A 16,800-nucleotide genomic window follows, 5' to 3' on the forward strand; every position below is an offset into this window, starting at 1 on the left:
AACCTCGGCCGCTCAGGCGCTGAAGAACGGCAGGACTTCGGCCAGCAAGGCGTCAGGCGCTTCTTCTGGAATGTAGTGGCCGCAGGCCAGGGCCTTGCCGCTCAGCTTGCCGGCCAGCTGCCGCCATTCCTGCAAGGGCTGGAAACATTTTTCGATCACGCCTCGGGTACCCCACAGCACCAGCGTCTGGCACTGTATCTTGCGGCCCTGCGCCAGGTCATGGCGCTCGTGCTCGAGGTCGATGCCGGCGCTGGCGCGATAGTCTTCGCAAATGCCGTGGATGGTGGCCGGGTCGCTGAGGCAGCGCAGGTACTCGGCATAGGCTTGCGGCGTGAACGGCGCCAGGCCGGCGCTGCGGCCGCCTATCGTATGTTTCAGGTATTCCTCGGGATGGGCGCCGATCAGCATTTCCGGGAACGGCGCCGGCCGGATCAGGAAGAACCAATGGTAATAGGCGGTGGCGAACGCCATCGTGGTCTGTTCATACATGGCCAGGGTCGGCGCAATGTCCAGCAGCACCAGTTTGCTGACGGCATGCGGATGATCGAGCGCCATGCGATAAGCCACCCGGCCGCCGCGGTCATGTCCCATCAGCAGGAACTGCGGAAAACCCAGCTGCGCCATCAGGTCGAGCTGGTCCTGCCCCATGGTGCGCTTGGAATAATTGCTGTGGTCCGCCAGTCCGGCCGGCTTGCCGCTGTCGCCGTAGCCGCGCAGGTCGGCTGCGACCACGGTGAAGCGTTCGGCCAGGCGCTCGGCCACCTTGTGCCAGATCACATGGGTTTGCGGATGCCCGTGCAGCAACAGCAGCGCGGGGCCGCTGCCGCCGCGCAGGTACTTGATCCGGGTGCCGTTGACCTCGGCCCTGCCGTGCTCGAATCCAGAAAACATTTGCACCTCCACTGTCCTGTCGTTAGGGGGATTGTATAACTAGCCCATAGTTTTATAATTCATTGATATTAATTCCATTATTTCTTTTAATTTAATAATGAACACACTCTCGGATCTCGCTTTTTTTGCCATCCTGGTCAAGGCAGGCAGCCTCGCAGCGCTGGCGCGCGAACTCGGCGTCACCCCGCCCGCGGTCACCAAGCGCCTGGCTAACCTCGAGCAGCGGCTGGGCGTGCGGCTGCTGAACCGCACCACCCGGACCATGAGCGTCACCCATGAAGGAGAGATTTACCTGGCGGACGGCAGCCGCATACTGGCCGACATCGAAGCGCTGGAACGCACGGTCAGCAACAGCCGCGCCGTGCCCAAGGGACTGCTGCGCATCAACGCCAGCTTCGGCTTCGGCCGCAAGCATATCGGGCCGGCCGTGTCGGCATTCCGCAAGCGTTATCCGGAGGTGGACGTCCAGCTGCAGCTGTCGGACCGGCCCTTGAACCTGGCGGACCAGGCTTTCGATATCGGCATCCGCATCGGCGAGATGCCGGATGCGCGCATCATTGCCCGCAAGATCGCCTCCAACCGGCGCCTGTTGTGCGCAGCGCCGGCCTACCTGAAGCAGCATGCCGCTCCCACCGGGCCGCGCGACCTGCAGCAGCACGCATGCATCGTGTTGAGGGAAAACGACGCCGCCTACGGCAGCTGGCAGCTGAGCAAGGGCAAGCGGCACGAAACCGTCAAGGTGCGCGGCACGCTCAGCACCAACGACGGCGAGATCGCGCTGGACTGGGCGTTGGCGGGACATGGCATATTGCTGCGTTCCGAGTGGGACGTTGCGCCGTATCTCCGCTCAGGGCGCCTGCGCCAGGTGCTTGGCGACTGGGCACTGCCGCCTTCCGACATCTTTGCCGTCTATCCCGAGCGCCTCAACCTGTCCGCCAAGGTCACGGCGTTTGTCGACTTTGCGGCGGACCGTTTCAAGTCTCATCTATCCCGGGAAGATGAGACGGGCCATGCCTGGTAGGCGTTTACCGGGCAGCGGACGGCTCGGCGTTCCACCAGCCGCCGCCCAGGGCTTGCAGCAAGGCGGCCGTGTCGGCATAACGCGCAGCCAGCGCGACGATGCGGTCCAGCTCGGTTTGCAAACCCTGGCGTTCTGCATCCAGCAAACTGAGGTGGCTGACGCCGCCTGCCTGGTATTGGCGCGAGGCGATCGCCAGGCTGTCCCGCGCATTCTCCGCGGCTTTTGTCCTCGCCTGCAAAACCTCGGCATCGTTCTCCAATGCGCGCAAGCTGTCCGCTACCTGCTGCAAAGCCTGCAGCACGGTCTGCTGGTAACCCGCCGCGGCCGCGTCGTAGGCAGCAGCCGCGGCACGTTTTTTGGCGCGCAGCTCGCCGCCATGGAATAGCGGCTGCATCAGCTTGAGGCCGATATTCCAGACGTTGAGGCTATTGGCCAGGTCGGCGATACGTCCCTGCTCCGCTCCCACGCTGCCGGACAAGGTCAGTTGCGGATAAAGGTTGGCGCTGGCCACGCCAACCTGGGCGCTGGCCTGGTGCAGCGTCGCTTCGGCGGCGCGGATATCAGGACGCTGGCGCGCCAGCGTCGACGGCAGGCTCAGCGGCAGCCGGTCCGGCAGCGTCAGGGTGTCCAGCGCAAGCGGCTGCATGCCGGCCTGCGCCGGCGCCCGCCCCAGGTAGACCGCGAGCTGGTGGCTTACCTGCGCTAGCTGTTGCTGCAGCGCCGGCAACACTGCCTCGCTCTGCGCCACCAGCGTGCGCTGGTTCTTGAGGTCGCGCTCGGCGATGCCGCCGGCGGCAAAGCGCTGCTGCATGATGGCGAGCTGCTGGCGCTGCAGCTGCAGCATCCGTCCGGTGCCCGCGAGCTGGGCCTGCAGCGACGCCTGCCGGATCGCGGCTGTCACCACATTGCCGGCCAACGTCAGCTGCACGGCCTGCAACTCGGCGGCCTGGTTATCCACCTGCGCCTGCAAGCCTTCCAGCATGCGGGTATTCGCGCCAAAGGCGTCGACCGTGTAGGACACGTCGAGAGAAGCGTTGTACAACGTAAACGGTCCCGCCTGCGGCACATTGGGAATGCCGAGCGCGGCGGTATCGATCTGCTGGCGTACTCCGCCCAGCTGCAGGTCGACCTTGGGGTAACGGCTAGCGCCGACCTGGCTGCCCAGGTTTTCGCTGGCCTGGCGCAAGGCGGCTTTTGCCTGCGCCATCGAGGGACTGTTGGCCAACGCCTCGCGCACCAGCGCATCCAGCTGCGGCGAATGGAACAAGGTCCACCATTGCGCCGGAATGTCCATGCCGGCATCGAAACGCTGGGCGGCGCCGCCGGCTCCGGCGCTGGAAACGGTCGCCAGCGGCTGCACGCCCGCCGTGTACTGCTGCACGGCGGGCGCCGGCGGCGCCTGGAAATCCGGCCCCACGGCGCACGCCGCCAGCAAGCCGGCGACGCCCAGGCATAACCAGGACCGGCGCCGCGGATAATTCACGATTGGCTTCATCCCGGTATTCCTCAATCCAGCGTGCGCCGGTAAAAGCGCAGCGCGATGCCCATCACGACCAGGGTAAACAGCATCAGCGGCCAGACATTGGGCCAGAGGTCGATCCAGCCGTTGCCCTTGAGCAGGATGCCGCGTATCAGGCGGTTGAAATAAGTCAGCGGCAGCAGGTTGCCGATGAACTGCGCCCATTTCGGCATGCCCTGGAACGGGAACATGAAGCCTGACAGCAGGATGTTCGGTAAAAAGTAGAACATGGTCAGCTGCATGGCCTGCAGCTGGTTTTGCGCGATCGACGACAAGGTGATGCCGACCGTCAGGCTGGCTGCAATGAACAGCAGCGCCGCCAGGTAGATCGCCAGCACGCTGCCGGCAAACGGCACATGGAACATGAAACGCGCGCCGAGCAGGATGATGCTGGCCTGGATCAGGCCGATGGCGATGTACGGCATGATCTTGCCGGTCATGACCTCCACCGGCGACACCGGTGTCGCCAGCAGATTTTCCATGGTGCCGCGCTCGCGTTCGCGGGTCATCGACAAGCCGGTCATCATCACCATCGTCATCGACAGGATGACGCCCATCAATCCCGGCACGACGTTGTACTGGGTCACGCCTTCCGGGTTATACAGGCGCTGCACCTGCACGTCGAAAGCCGGCGCGCCGCCGCTGAACCTGGCCAGCGCGCCCTTCAAGTCCTTGTTGGCGACCGACTGCACCAGTTGCGGCAAGGCAGCCAGCGCCATGCCGGTAGCGGTGGGATCGGTGGCGTCGGCCTCCACCAGCAGCGCCGGCCGTTCACCGCGCAGCAGGCTGGGGGTAAAGTTGGCCGGGATATTCAGGACGAACAGCACTTTTCCCTGCGCCAGGGCGGTACGGGCGGCGGCCTCGTTCGGCAGCTCGGCGACGATGTCGAAATAATCCGACGCTTTCATGGCAGCGACGAAGGTGCGCGTGAATTCGCTGTGGTCGGCGCTGATGACGGCGGTCGGCATATGCTTTGGATCGCTGTTGATGGCGAAGCCGAACAGCACCATCTGCATGACCGGGATCACCGTGATCATGCGCACCGTGACACGGTCGCGCATCAGTTGCAGGAACTCCTTGAGCACGATGCTCCACCAGCGCGAGAATGAAAAACCCGAGAACCCCGAAAAACCCGAGAACCCGCTCATGGCTGCTCCCCGAAATTGTCGGCCGAGCGGTTCATCATGTAGATGAAGACGTCTTCCAGGCTGGTGTCGATCAGCTCCATGCGCAGGCCCTGTCCCTCGGTCATGCGGCGCAAGGTTTTCTCCAGCAGCGCGGCATCCTTGCCGCACACGTGCAAGGACGTGCCGAACACCACCAGCTGGTCCACGCCGGGCTGGCCGTGCAGCTGCTGCGACAGGCCGACCAGCTGGTTGTCGTGGATATCGCCGTTACGGCTGTTGTAGATCGCCCAGGTGGTCAAGCCTTGCCCAGCGACGACTTCGGCGGCAGTGCCTTGCACCAGCAGCTGGCCGTACGCCAGGTAAGCCAGCTTGTGGCAGCGTTCGGCTTCGTCCATGTAATGGGTGCTGACCAAGACGCTGATGCCCTCGGCCGCCAGCCGGTGCAGTTCTTCCCAGAAATCGCGGCGCGCGGCCGGATCGACGCCGGCGGTCGGTTCGTCCAGCAGCAGCAGTTCCGGCTGGTGCAGCATGCTGGCAGCCAGCGCCAGCCTTTGTTTCCAGCCGCCGGACAGGGAGCCGGCCAGCTGTTTGGCGCGGCTGGCCAGTCCCAGTTTTTCCAGGCTCTGCTCGACCACTTCCTTGCGGTTCTTCATTTCATAGATGCGGGCGACAAAATCCAGGTTCTCGCGGATGCTGAGATCGTCCCAGTACGAGAACTTCTGCGTCATGTAGCCGACCCGGCGCTTGATCTCCCCGCTTTGCTTGATGATGTCGAAACCCATGCAGGTGCCGTGGCCGGAATCGGGCGTCAGCAAGCCGCACATCATGCGGATCGACGTGGTCTTGCCGCTGCCGTTCGGCCCCAGGAAGCCGAATATCTCGCCGCGCCGCACCTGCAGCGACAGGTCTTTCACCACGTGCTTGCTGCCGAAATGCTTGTTGATGCGGTCGACATCGACCACCAGGTCGCCGTTGGCGTTATCGGCGCCGCCGGTCGCCGCCGTCATGGCAGCCTCACTTCCAGCGGCTGCCCCGGATGCAGCTTGGGGGCGTCAGCCGGCGCCGGCCGCGCTTCGATCATGTAGACCAGCTTGGCGCGCGACTGGTTGCTGTAGATGATGGGCGGGTTATATTCGGATTCGGTCGAGATATACGAGATGTGCGCCGCTACGTTGGGCTGGCAGCCGTCGCAGCTGAGGGTCACGGCCTGGTTCACCTTGAGCCGCCCCAGCACGGTTTCCGGCACGAAAAAGCGGATCTTCACATTCTCGGGCGGCAGCATGCGCAGCACCGGATTGCCGGCCGCCACCCATTCGCCTTCACGGTACATGGTGTCGAACACCAGTCCGCTGCGGGTAGCCGTGACCGCTTTTTGCGCCAGTTTCCAGTCGGCCTGCTCCAGCACCGCCTGCGCCGCCGCGACCTGGGCCTGCTGCGCCCGCACTTGCGCCTCGCGATTGGGCAGGCGATCCACCGCCAATTGGCTCTGCCATTGCCTGACCTGGGCGGCGGCAGTCTCCGCCGCGGCGCGCGAATCGTCGAGTTGCTGTTTGGCGATGCCGCCGGCCTGGAACTGGAGCTGGTCGCGGCTAAGCTGGAGCGCCGCCTTGCTGGCGGCAGCCTGGGCCTGGGCCAGCTGCGCGCGCGTTACTTCCTGTTCCTGCGGCCGTTTGCCGCTCTTGATGTCGGCCAATTGCGCCTCGGCTGCGTTCAGCTGGCGCTGGGCCTGGCGCTGGGCGGCGATCTCGTCGCCCGATTCCAGCATGAACAGCGGCGCGCCCGCCGCCGCCTGCTGCCCGCGCTGGACTGACAGGCGATCGAGACGGCCTGCCTGCGACGAGGCGACATAGACATACTCGCCTTCCACGTATCCCTGCCAATCGTTGTCGTTATTCGGCGTACATGCCGCCAAGGCCAGGTAGCCCAGGGCCGCAAGCGCAAGAGTCGAAAACCGCGGGAAACGTTTGGCAAGGCTGGGCGACATGGGATTTTTCCTCTGCTATTCGTCTATACGCGGAGCGGGATTCGGAGCGGCCGGCAGCGCCAGCCCGTGCAGCAGCAGCGCCGTGACATGCCGCTTCAGGCCATCCTTGTCGAGCAGCGCTACCTTATTCAAGGGCGGCGGCAAGACCGGCACGTTTTTCAAGGTGCGCGCCATCGCAAGCGGCAGCATGGTCAGGCCCAGCACCGAGATAAAGATCAGGGCCGGCTCCAGCCCCGGATTGATGGCGCCCGCCTGCTGGCTGCGGCCGACGTTCCCGGCGAACATGGCCAGCTTGGCCAGCGGCACCCGCCGCACCATGCGCTCCCGCAGTTCGCCGCCGTCGCTCAGGACCTCGCGCACCCACAAGGCAGGTATCCACGGCATGGTTTCCGTGGCGGCGATAATGCGTTCGACGATGCCCATGATCATCTGCTCAGGCGGCTCGTTGCCGGTGACTGGATCCCAGATGCTGTTGACGAACAGGCAGACCCGCTCGTCGGCCACGGCGTCGATCAGCTGGTCGCGGTTCTTGAAGTAGTAATGCACCATGGCTGGCGTCACCCCGGCCTGGCGCGCAATCGCCGCCACCGTAGTCGCCGCGACTCCTTGCGATGAAAACAGCAAGGTGGCGGTATCGAGCAGTTTTTCACGGGAATCCTGGTCCGATGCCAATGGACGGCCGCGTGCTGGTGCTGGTCTGGTCATGCACCAATATTAATCAATGCATTAATTAATTACAAGGATGAATATCCAGATCAAAGTCCCGTAAAAATCGGATAAATCACATTAATAATGTAATTTATCCGATTGATTTAATACTGTATTTTCAGATTTCTCCGGCAATTATCGCCGCCGGTCATGAAATCATGCGCGCGGCGCCTCATCGTGTTTCAGCGACTGCGCCAGCTCGCCAGCCTTCAGCGATCCCATCAGCGACAGCAAGGTATTGAACGCATTGGTGTCACCACCGCCACCCATCTGGATCTGCGGCACCAACGGCACTTTCGATGTCTCGAACGCTTCGGCCAGGCGCAGCATCACGGTCTGCATCAGCTGCTTGTCGGCGCCCTCTCCTTGCAACGCTTCGGACTTGGCCTTGATCGCCGAGGCTTCCGCTTCACCTACCGATTTGATCGCCGAGGCGCGGCCGGAGCCTTCCATTTCCTGCTTGAATTTTTCAGCATGCGCCAGCGCCTCGATCTCCTGGCGTTTCTTTTCCGCCGCTTTCACGTTGGCCGAACCCTGGTTTTCCTTGATCGAGATATCCACCAGCGATCCGGTCAGTTCCTTCTGCTTGGCGGCGCGCTGCTCGGCCTCGTTGAGCTCGCGCTCCTTGTCGGCGGCAATCTGCTTTTGCGCAAAAGTCTCTACCTGTTCCCGCGCAATCTGGCGGTCGCGCAGCTGCGCCATGATGTTTTCGATCTTGGTATCGCCGGGCTGCGGTTTGGGCGTACCGATCAGCACTTCCTGGAATTCCAGCGAATACGCCTGGAAACGCTCCTTCATGTCGGCCGACGCATTGGTCTGCAACTCGCTGCGCGACTGGATCAGTTCAATGAAGGTCTTGGTCTGCGAGACATTCTTGAAGTACGAAGACACCATCGGATCCAGCGTCTGCTCCACCAGCTGCGCCACGTTGCCGAAGCGCTGCACCACCATCGGCGCCTTGCGGTAGTCGATGTGCACCACCACCGACAACGGCAATTGCGGCTCGAAGGCATCCTTGGTGATCAGGGTGATTTCGCGCAGGTTGTTGTCGAAGCTGGAACCGCTCTCGCCGGATTTCCACATCAGGACGAAGTTGGTGGTGGGCACCAGCTCGATTTTGCCGGCATAGGTGTTGAACGCATACTTGCCGGGCATGAGCGGATCGCGCCACACGCCGCGGCAACCGCTCTCGACCAGTTCGCCATGGCTGTATTCCTTGCCCGACAGATCGGAGCCTTTGCGGCCGGTGTACGACACCACCACGCCCACATAACCGACCGGAATGATGGTCTTCTTGATCAGCTCGACCGTCGCAAACAGGCGGTTGATGTAATAAGTGCCCTCCACCAGCACCCGCTCCTGACGGCCGCGCAGGCCGCTCGCTGCCAGGAATTTTTCCGGCTCCTGGAACGAGTTGTGGGTATCGCCGACATCCGGCGCCAGCAATTCGTCTTTCGGCAGTCCAGGACCGTCCTGCACCGTCACGATGGCCAGCTGGTCCGAATCGTGGGTGCCGGCCACTTCCTTGAGCACCACCGGCGTAAAGCCGTTGCGTTCATCCAGCACGCCCCGCATCTGCTCGTAGTAGGCTTTTTCCTTGGCGTCCAGCGACAGCGAATAGGTAGCCTCTTCCGTCATCACGACGAACAGGGCCGGATTGATGATGTGCGTGCCTTCGCGCAGTATCTTGCGTTGCGGCCCCTTCTGGCCGCCGCCTTCAAGGAAGGAACGCACGTCGCGGAAGTCCTCGACCTTGGCGTTGTCGGCTAGCGTCTGTCCGGCAGGCAGGTCGATGCCGTCGCGCGCAAAAACATAGCCGATCTTGCCCTGCGTGACGGAAACCATGGGATGGATGTGGACCCGGAACTGGAACGGCGCAAAGAAATGAAAACCGCCGCGCCTCAGCTCAGGCTGAAGCCCGGCCTCGCCATGCAAGGCCAGCAGGCCGGCTTTGACCGATCCGCTCGAGCTCCACAACTTCTCGACGACGCCGATGCGGTCGTTTGGAATGTATCGGACGATGCCCGATACCGAAAAAAACACTGCAAGCACAAAAGCAACTGCAACCAGGATGACAAGGGCCGTGGGAAACCATCCCAGGCTTGATATTAGATTAGACATATCGTTTCTTTCTTTATTGTTGTACGACTGTTCTTCCCTGCCGGCGCATCATCGCGCCAGCCGTCTTGCCATAGGGGATCCACGGCAAGATCATTTTTTACCGCTTTCTGGAATTGGATAACTCAGGAACTCCCGTTGCGGTCCAGCGAAAAGCCGAAATCGCCATCCATCCAGGTGTCTTTGTCGCGGCTGATCGCCTGCGCCGGCAGCCCGGCGCTCTTGACCGCAAAACCCGGCATTTTCTTGACGGCGGTGCCGATCGCCATGAATTCGACCAGCCCGCTGCCGATTTCCGCGATATAGGTCTTCACCCCGACCACTTCCTCCGCTCCAAGCTCATCGGCTTCGTCTTTCAGGCGCGCGATGGCAATCTCGCGCGCGTCATGGATCAGCGTGGTCAGGTCGCTGATCTCGCCTTTGGTGAAAGACTTGAACGCAGCCATGAAGCCGCCCACCACGCCCAGCGAGTAGATCGACGTCGACATCAGCAGCTTGACCGGCGCGTAGCCGAGGCTGGTCATTGCCCACAACTCTTCACCGGTAAGATCGCTGGTGACCGGCGTGCCGTCCGCGCTGGCCGGAAGCGCGCTGTGCCGCGACGCCGTGCCGGCCATCAGCATCTCATGCGTCCCCATCCACGGCAGGATGGTGGTGCGGATGCCCACCACGGCGTTGGCGCCGTCAGCCTTGGCCTGGCTCACCAGCCGCTCCAGCGCTTTGTGGCGGGTCGTGTTGAAGATATTGCTGTACTCGGTGATTTCACCGCGCACCAGGGTCTTCAGCGACCCCATGATGCCGCCGCCGACGCCCATCGAATAAGCGATATTGCCGAACGCATGCTGGATCGGCTCATAACCGGCGTCCATATGGCAATACAGTTCCTGCGCATCGCCGGCCGTGGTGAAGAAACGGCTGGACGCATCGCGCGCATGGACGCATGAACCGACAAACAGGAACTCCGTGCTGCCGCTGAACGACCGCAGCTCGCTCGATACTCCCGCCACACCCGAAGCGCCGTGCTGCGCAGCTTCCTTGCGCATGCGTTCAAATGCATTCGCGCGGCCTTCATGGATCGCCGCCGTCACTTGCGTGATCTCGCCGCCGAGCATGTTTTTCAGGCCGGCGCCGATCCCGCCAAGGAAACCCATCGAATTGACGCTGTTGCCGACGACGATTTCACCCGCCGAGTAATTCTTTAAAGCCAGGCAAAAAATTTCATTTCCGGATAAACCCGTTACTTTAGCCATACGCCTTCCTTTTTTATCGACAATAAATGTCCAACGGACCAGCCTGAACATCCAGGCAGACGGGCCAGGGGACGAATTGATTCTGGACCTTAAAATGGAAGGCTGCTACTGATTTCGAGCAACTGCGGCTCGAATGTTCCTTCAGTCGTAGTGGAGTGAATTACTGATATTCAGGCTGGATATTTCAGTTTTTGGAAGCAGATGCAAAGAGATGCTGTTCTATCAGACAGATTCAATCCGATACACGTCCAGATTGTTCAATTTCAACGCAGAATGTGTATCCAGCTTGAGGATTCCCAAGTCGGGCAACAATTCTTCCGGCTCTGCCAGGCCACGCCTGACGTTCCGTTAGAATGCTAGTCGTCCCAATCGCTTTTTGCGATTATCGCCAAGACGTACCTACCGGAGCAGCAACGCGTGACAAACCTCAAACTTCCCGCGCAGAACCCAGGCCGTACCGCGGCGATGCCCTTCATCATGCTGACCGTATTGATCGACATGATTTCGATCGGCCTGATCATCCCGGTGCTGCCGGTGCTGGTCGGCAAATTCACCGGTTCGCAGGCCGACCAGGCATTCTGGTATGGCGCGGTGGCCTTTGCTTTCGGCATCGCCAATTTTTTCGGTTCGCCGATTCTTGGCGCCCTGTCTGACCGCTACGGCCGGCGGCCGGTGCTGCTGCTGGGATTTTGCGGGCTGGCGCTGAATTTTTTCGCGACGGCGTTTTCAACCGCGCTGTGGATGCTGATCGTGGTGCGCCTGGCGGGCGGCGCCATGCAGTCCAATGCCGCGGTCTGCAATGCCTACGTGGCCGACATCACGCCGCCGGAGCAGCGCGCCAAGCGCTTTGGCATGATCGGCGCGATGTTTGGCGTCGGTTTCATCGTCGGCCCGGTGATGGGCGGTTTGCTGGGCGCCGTCAATCTGCGCTTGCCGTTCATTGTGGCCGGCAGCCTGGCCTTGCTGAACCTGATGTACGGTTATTTCGTGCTGCCCGAATCGCTGCCGCCTGAGCGGCGCCGCGCATTCGGCTGGCGGGCGGCCAATCCACTGGCTTCGCTGCAAGCCTTGTCGCGCCTGAAAGCGGTCGGGCCGCTGGTGGCGGTGATCGCCTGCAACGGCCTGGCGCAGTTCATGTTGTTCACTATCTGGGTGCTGTACACCACGTTCAAGTTCGGCTGGGGACCCTTGGAAAACGGCCAGTCGCTGGCAGCCGTCGGCATCATGTCGGTGATCGTGCAAGGCGCCTTGCTGGGGCCATTGCTGAAACGCTTCAGCCCGCAGCGGCTGGCGGTGATCGGGCTGGTCTCCTCCACTGCCGCCTACCTCTTGTGGGGAGCCGCCAGCCAGTCATGGATGATGTATGCGGTGATTTTCGCCAATATATTCGGCGCCACGGTGAATGCGTCGATCCAAAGCATCATTTCCGGTGCGGTCGATTCGCACAGCCAGGGCCAGACCCTGGGCGCGGTCAGTTCGCTCAACAGCCTGATGGCAGTGATCGCGCCGGTCATCGGCGCGCCGTTGCTGGGGGTGGTCTCGCATTTGCCCAAGGGCGACTGGCGGATTGGCGCGCCGTTCTATTTTTGCGCGGTGCTGCAGCTGGCGGCGCTGGTGCTGGCTTTCCTGCATTTCCGGCGCCAGCGCCGCCAGCGCGCCGAGATTCAGCCTGCCGGCGCCGTACTGGAAACGGAAGACATGCAGTAACCGCCAACGCCGCCGTTCAGGCGGCGACCGGAACCCGCAGCGGCGAACCCTGTTCTGGCGCGCGGCTTGACAGGCGGCTGAGCGGGATTTCCACCCAGCGATAAAAAAGTGCGCCGGCGGCAAGGCTGGCAGCCCAGGCCAGCACCATGCCGCCCGCCTGCAGCAGCGGCCGCGCCGGCACGAACTTGGCGAACGCCGCGTTGACGACCAGGCAGACCGGGAAATGCACCAGGAAGATCGAGTACGAAATCCGGCCGAACGAACGTATCCAGGCAAAGCGCTGGCGCGACAGCAGCACGCCGCGCCGGCTCGCCAGCACCAGTGCGCAGGCTACCAGCAAGGCGAGCGCGATGCGGCTGCGGAAATCGATCGTCAGTGCGTACAAGGTCGGCACCAGTATCGCCGCCAGCAGCAGCGCCACCGCCGCCGGCCGCCGGCCCAGGTCGCGCGCCCACCAGGCGATCACACCCAGGCCGTAGCTGCCGAAGAAATACGGCGCCCAGGCGTCCCAGCCTGCATCGCGGTTGAAATAGAACAGGGAGGCGCTGACGCCGGCCACCACCAGCAGCGGCGCCAGCCATGGCATCGCGCGCCGCCTGGCGAGGCCGCCGGTCAGCCACAGCAGCATGGTGAGCATGGCGTACAGCTGGAAATCGATGGCGACGTACCAGGCGCCGGCCGAGATCGACTCATAACCCAATATGGAATGCAGCAATAATGCGTGGGCGGCCAGTTGCATGGCCGTCGGCATGGCGGAGATGGAGTAATGCGTCATCCACAGCGCGGCCCAGGCGGAAGCGCCTATCGCCAGCACGGTCGCGGCCAGGAACGGCGGCACCAGCTTCATGTAGCGCCGCCACAAGACCCGCAGCGGGTCGGCGACGGTGGAGCTGCCATGCGGCGACAGCGATTTGGCCGCGAGGAAACCGCCGACCACCAGGAATACCTGGACCGCGATGCGGGCGTATGTGTCCAGCCAATCGATCAGGCCAGGCGCGACAGGACGAACGTGGTCTGCCATCGGCCCGTAGAACGCCAGGTGGTGCAAGACAATCAGTTGTGCCGCAATAACCTTGAGCAGGTCGATAAAGCCGAATTGGAAATTAGAATTACGTTCTGGTGCTTTCGATGAGCTTGGTGGCAGCGGTGAAACGCTCATTGTTACATCCATGTTAAAAAAGATGCCAATGATAGAGATTCAAACGCGCTTGTCCAGCATAATAATATCTTGTAACATTTCCCAATAGCAACAAATTGGTTATTTAAAAAACATTATTCACTGCGGTCTTGCACCTTTCCCACCGCCAGCTGGTATTTCTTGATCTTGTCATACAAGGTTTTCTTGGGCAGGCCCAGGCGGTCGGCGGCGATGGCGACGTTGCCGCCGCTGGCGTTCAGCGTCTCGGTGATCAACATGCGCTCATAAGCATCCACCTGCTGCGGCAACGATATGCCGCTGGGCACGTCGCCGCCGTCCTGGACCGTCAGATCGGCCACGCCCTCCGCCACGCCTAGCACCAGCCGGTCGGCAAAATTGCGCAGCTCGCGCACGTTGCCGGGCCAGTCGCGGGTTTGCCATTGCGCCATCTGCACCAGCGTCCATTGCGGCAACGGACGCTGGTAACGGATCGCCGCGCCCTGGATGAAGTGCGCCAGCAGCAGCGGAATGTCCTCGCGCCGCTCATTGAGGCGCGGCAGGTCGATGCTGACCACGCCGATGCGGTAATACAGGTCTTCGCGAAAACTGCCTTGCGCGCTCATCTGCAGCAGGTTGGCCTTGCTGGCGGCGATGATGCGGCAATCGATGGCGATCGGCTCGTTGCCGCCAAGCCGCTCCAGTTTCCGTTCCTGCAGCACGCGCAGCAATTTCACCTGCAAGGCCAGCGGCATGCTTTCGATTTCGTCGAGGAACACGGTGCCGCCCTTGGCGTATTCGAGCTTGCCGATGCGCCGTTTCTGAGCGCTGGTGAACGCTCCCGCCTCGTGCCCGAAAATTTCGCTTTCAAATACCGCTTCCGGCAGCGCGCCGCAATTGATGGCGACAAACGGTCCTTGGCGGCCGCTGGCCACATGCAGCTGGCGCGCCACCACTTCCTTGCCGCTGCCGGTCTGGCCGTTGACCAGGATATCGACCATGGTCGGCCCGACGCTGCGGATCATGGTGCGGACTTTTTCGATCGCGGCCGATTGCCCGATCAGGCTCGGCATGTCGGGATGCGCAGCCCAGGCCGCTTTCAGGCGCCGGTTCTCAAGGATCAGGCTGCGCTTTTCCTGCGCCCGGTTGGCGGTCTCCATCAGGCGTTCGGCGGCAAACGGCTTTTCGATGAAGTCGTAGGCGCCGGCGCGCATGGCGTCTACCGCCATGCTGACATCGCCATGGCCGGTCACCACGATCACCGGCAGGTCAGGATCCAGCGTCACCACCTGGGTCAACAGCTCCAGGCCGGAGCGGCCCGGCAAACGCACGTCGGTGACAATCACGCCGGCAAATCCCGGATTCAGCCAAGGCTGCGCCTGTTCCACGCTGCCGCAGGCATGCACGGCAAAACCGCCCAGCTCCAGCGTCTGGCTGATCGCTTCCCGCACTGCCTGTTCATCTTCGATCAATACTGCTTCCAGCGTTGCCACCCTCACCTCCATCAAGTCTCGACCGTTTCCAGCAACGGAATCCGCAGCACGAATTCGGCGCCGCCGCCGCTGTGGTTGTTTGCCGTCAGCCGGCCGTTCATCGCCTGCACGATGGACGATGAAATGGCCAGGCCCAGGCCCAATCCCTTGCCGGACGGCTTGGTCGTGAAAAACGGCTCGAACAGATGCAAGGCGACCTGCGCCGGAATGCCCGGTCCGGAATCGCGGATGCGGATCACCGCTTCGCCCGCCTCGCAATCCAGCACCAGTGAGACGGTTTTTTGCTCGGCATTATCCACCGCGTCCAAGGCGTTGCGCAACAGGTTGATCAGCACCTGTTCGGTGCGCACCGAGTCGCCGACCACCTGGGCCGTGCGCCGGATATCGATCTCCAGCTTGGCGCCGTGGGTCTGGAACTCGTTATGCAGCAGCAGCGCCGCCGCCTCTATCGACTTCGGCAAATCGATGGCGGCGACCGCTTCGTGGCTTTTCCGGGAAAAGCCGTTGAGCTGGCCGACTATCTTGCCCATGCGGGCGCTGGCATTGCTGATATGGGCCAGGTTTTCGCTGGCCTTGTCGCCCTGGCCGCGGGTCAGGAAGGTCATGGCGTTATCCGCAAACGCCCGGATCGCCGCCAGCGGCTGGTTCAGCTCGTGGGCGATGCCGGCCGCCATCTGCCCTAGCATGGCCAGCTTGCCGGCCTGGATCAGCTTGTTCTGGGTCGAACGCAACAGGTGTTCGGTTTCCTGCAGCTTGGCGTACTTGGCTGCCAGCGTCTGGTTCGCCACCATCAATTCCTGCGTTCTCTGGGCAATGGTCCGGTCCAGGTATTCGGCCGACACCAGCCGCTCTTCCAGGCGGCGCCGGCGCTGGTACAAGGCCCACAGGGAAATTCCCGCAATCGCCAGCAGCAGCAGCGCCGCCATGGTCCACAGCATGGCGATGCGGGCGATCCGCGCCTGCGACGGGAACAGCATCAGTTGCCAGCCCAGGCGGCCGACGCTGCGCGTGACGTGCTGGCCGAACTCCGCGCTCTGCTGCTTCGGCAAAGAACTGACCGGCGTAATCGGCCGGTCGGCGTACTGATGCGTGCCGGTGAGGTCTTGCTGCACGGTTCCGTTGAGCGGATACAGGCTGTGATATTTCCAGTCCGGGCGATTGCTCAGGAACACCACGCCGCTGCTGTCGACCAGCGTGATCGGATCTTCGCTGCTGCGCCAGGTGTGCTCGAATTCGGTCAGGTCGATCTTGACCGCCATCACCCCCAGCGCGGCATTTTCGCCATGGGCGGCAGCGCTGGCGTAGATCGGCTGGGCGATAAAATAGCCAGGCACATTGGTGGCGTTGCCGATGCCGTAGAAACTACCGGCGTTGCCTTTCATCGCATCGCGGAAATACGGACGGAAACCGAAGTCCCTGCCGACAAAGCTGGTAGGCGTGTCCCAGTTGCTGGAAGCCAGCGTCAAGCCTTTGCGGTCCAGTACATAGATCGCCACCACCTTCGATTGCCGCTGGATCAGCTGCAATGTCTGGTTCAGGCGCTGGATGTTGAGCTGGTCTTCGGGATGGGCCAGCGCCTGCAGCACATCCGACTGGAAGCCGAGGGCAAACGGCAGCGTCTCGAATTTCTGCAGCACCGATTCCAGGTCGAGCGCGATGATTTGCAGTTGCCGCTCGCTGGCTTCGCCGACGTCGCCGCCGGCTTTCCTGGCTGCCATGACGTAGGTGGTCAGCGCCACGGCAAGCGCGCCGGCAAGCGCCAGCACGGTCCAGAGCAGCGGCTTGTTCGCCCTCGCCTTCACCAGCAGATTTGTCATGGCAGCCGCCTGAATGGAAAAAAAGCAGGC

At 62.5% G+C, this 16,800-nt stretch carries 13 protein-coding genes; 2 read left to right on the plus strand and 11 right to left on the minus strand.

Translation table 11 applies throughout. From position 1 onward, the window contains the following. Positions 1 to 12: 12 nt before the first annotated feature. A complete protein-coding gene (locus V8G57_RS12255; protein WP_342829625.1) occupies positions 13 to 891 on the minus strand; it encodes an alpha/beta fold hydrolase in 879 nt (292 codons plus the stop codon). Positions 892 to 988: 97 nt separating this feature from the next. Here V8G57_RS12255 and V8G57_RS12260 point away from each other — a divergent pair, with 97 nt between their 5' ends. Further along, a complete protein-coding gene (locus tag V8G57_RS12260) occupies positions 989 to 1,912 on the plus strand; it encodes a LysR family transcriptional regulator (RefSeq protein ID WP_342829626.1) in 924 nt (307 codons plus the stop codon). Between the two features lie 4 nt (positions 1,913 to 1,916). Here the strand turns inward: V8G57_RS12260 and V8G57_RS12265 are convergent, their stop codons facing one another. From V8G57_RS12265 to V8G57_RS12295, 7 genes are all read right to left on the minus strand, one after another. Beyond that, positions 1,917 to 3,407, minus strand: coding sequence for an efflux transporter outer membrane subunit (locus tag V8G57_RS12265; RefSeq protein ID WP_342829627.1), 1,491 nt, complete (start codon positions 3,405 to 3,407; stop codon positions 1,917 to 1,919). A gap of 11 nt (positions 3,408 to 3,418) precedes the next feature. Further along, complete coding sequence (locus V8G57_RS12270) at positions 3,419 to 4,579, minus strand: ABC transporter permease (protein ID WP_342829629.1); 1,161 nt, start codon at positions 4,577 to 4,579, stop codon at positions 3,419 to 3,421. Further along, on the minus strand, positions 4,576 to 5,565 hold the full coding sequence (locus tag V8G57_RS12275) for an ABC transporter ATP-binding protein (protein WP_342829630.1): 990 nt from the start codon (positions 5,563 to 5,565) through the stop codon (positions 4,576 to 4,578). Before V8G57_RS12275 ends, V8G57_RS12270 begins: the two co-directional genes overlap by 4 nt. Beyond that, the gene (locus tag V8G57_RS12280; protein WP_342829631.1) at positions 5,562 to 6,542 is read right to left on the minus strand and encodes an HlyD family secretion protein; all 981 of its coding nucleotides are present in this window, start codon (positions 6,540 to 6,542) and stop codon (positions 5,562 to 5,564) included. Before V8G57_RS12280 ends, V8G57_RS12275 begins: the two co-directional genes overlap by 4 nt. 15 nt (positions 6,543 to 6,557) lie before the next feature. Next, complete coding sequence (locus V8G57_RS12285; RefSeq protein WP_342829632.1) at positions 6,558 to 7,247, minus strand: TetR/AcrR family transcriptional regulator; 690 nt, start codon at positions 7,245 to 7,247, stop codon at positions 6,558 to 6,560. Positions 7,248 to 7,406: 159 nt separating this feature from the next. Continuing rightward, positions 7,407 to 9,371 carry an SPFH domain-containing protein gene (locus tag V8G57_RS12290; RefSeq protein WP_342829633.1) on the minus strand — a complete coding sequence of 655 codons (1,965 nt, stop codon included), beginning with the start codon at positions 9,369 to 9,371 and terminating at the stop codon, positions 7,407 to 7,409. A 122-nt stretch (positions 9,372 to 9,493) separates the two neighbouring features. Further along, positions 9,494 to 10,618 carry a heavy metal-binding domain-containing protein gene (locus V8G57_RS12295; RefSeq protein ID WP_342829634.1) on the minus strand — a complete coding sequence of 375 codons (1,125 nt, stop codon included), beginning with the start codon at positions 10,616 to 10,618 and terminating at the stop codon, positions 9,494 to 9,496. Between the two features lie 384 nt (positions 10,619 to 11,002). On the opposite strand from V8G57_RS12295, the gene V8G57_RS12300 reads away from it, so the two are divergent. Continuing rightward, on the plus strand, positions 11,003 to 12,325 hold the full coding sequence (locus V8G57_RS12300) for a TCR/Tet family MFS transporter (protein ID WP_342829698.1): 1,323 nt from the start codon (positions 11,003 to 11,005) through the stop codon (positions 12,323 to 12,325). Between the two features lie 16 nt (positions 12,326 to 12,341). Here V8G57_RS12300 and V8G57_RS12305 read toward each other — a convergent pair whose 3' ends face one another. The 3 genes from V8G57_RS12305 to V8G57_RS12315 all read right to left on the minus strand — a co-directional run bounded on the left by V8G57_RS12305 (position 12,342) and on the right by V8G57_RS12315 (position 16,770). After that, complete coding sequence (locus V8G57_RS12305; RefSeq protein ID WP_342829635.1) at positions 12,342 to 13,484, minus strand: acyltransferase family protein; 1,143 nt, start codon at positions 13,482 to 13,484, stop codon at positions 12,342 to 12,344. Positions 13,485 to 13,597: 113 nt separating this feature from the next. Further along, on the minus strand, positions 13,598 to 14,965 hold the full coding sequence (locus V8G57_RS12310) for a sigma-54-dependent transcriptional regulator (RefSeq protein WP_342829699.1): 1,368 nt from the start codon (positions 14,963 to 14,965) through the stop codon (positions 13,598 to 13,600). After that, complete coding sequence (locus V8G57_RS12315) at positions 14,965 to 16,770, minus strand: sensor histidine kinase (protein WP_342829636.1); 1,806 nt, start codon at positions 16,768 to 16,770, stop codon at positions 14,965 to 14,967. Before V8G57_RS12315 ends, V8G57_RS12310 begins: the two co-directional genes overlap by 1 nt. Positions 16,771 to 16,800 lie beyond the last annotated feature (30 nt).

It is taken from the genome of Collimonas rhizosphaerae (assembly GCF_038896935.1).
In the GTDB taxonomy this organism is placed as follows: Bacteria; Pseudomonadota; Gammaproteobacteria; order Burkholderiales; family Burkholderiaceae_D; genus Collimonas; species Collimonas rhizosphaerae.

Excerpts from the sequence above, each read along its gene's own strand:
- V8G57_RS12255 (WP_342829625.1), bottom strand. The coding sequence starts at position 891 with ATGTTTTCTGGATTCGAGCACGGCAGGGCCGAGGTCAACGGCACCCGG.
- V8G57_RS12260 (WP_342829626.1), top strand. The coding sequence starts at position 989 with ATGAACACACTCTCGGATCTCGCTTTTTTTGCCATCCTGGTCAAGGCA.
- V8G57_RS12265 (WP_342829627.1), bottom strand. The coding sequence starts at position 3,407 with ATGAAGCCAATCGTGAATTATCCGCGGCGCCGGTCCTGGTTATGCCTG.
- V8G57_RS12270 (WP_342829629.1), bottom strand. The coding sequence starts at position 4,579 with ATGAGCGGGTTCTCGGGTTTTTCGGGGTTCTCGGGTTTTTCATTCTCG.
- V8G57_RS12275 (WP_342829630.1), bottom strand. The coding sequence starts at position 5,565 with ATGACGGCGGCGACCGGCGGCGCCGATAACGCCAACGGCGACCTGGTG.
- V8G57_RS12280 (WP_342829631.1), bottom strand. The coding sequence starts at position 6,542 with ATGTCGCCCAGCCTTGCCAAACGTTTCCCGCGGTTTTCGACTCTTGCG.
- V8G57_RS12285 (WP_342829632.1), bottom strand. The coding sequence starts at position 7,247 with ATGACCAGACCAGCACCAGCACGCGGCCGTCCATTGGCATCGGACCAG.
- V8G57_RS12290 (WP_342829633.1), bottom strand. The coding sequence starts at position 9,371 with ATGTCTAATCTAATATCAAGCCTGGGATGGTTTCCCACGGCCCTTGTC.
- V8G57_RS12295 (WP_342829634.1), bottom strand. The coding sequence starts at position 10,618 with ATGGCTAAAGTAACGGGTTTATCCGGAAATGAAATTTTTTGCCTGGCT.
- V8G57_RS12305 (WP_342829635.1), bottom strand. The coding sequence starts at position 13,484 with ATGAGCGTTTCACCGCTGCCACCAAGCTCATCGAAAGCACCAGAACGT.
- V8G57_RS12310 (WP_342829699.1), bottom strand. The coding sequence starts at position 14,965 with ATGGAGGTGAGGGTGGCAACGCTGGAAGCAGTATTGATCGAAGATGAA.
- V8G57_RS12315 (WP_342829636.1), bottom strand. The coding sequence starts at position 16,770 with ATGACAAATCTGCTGGTGAAGGCGAGGGCGAACAAGCCGCTGCTCTGG.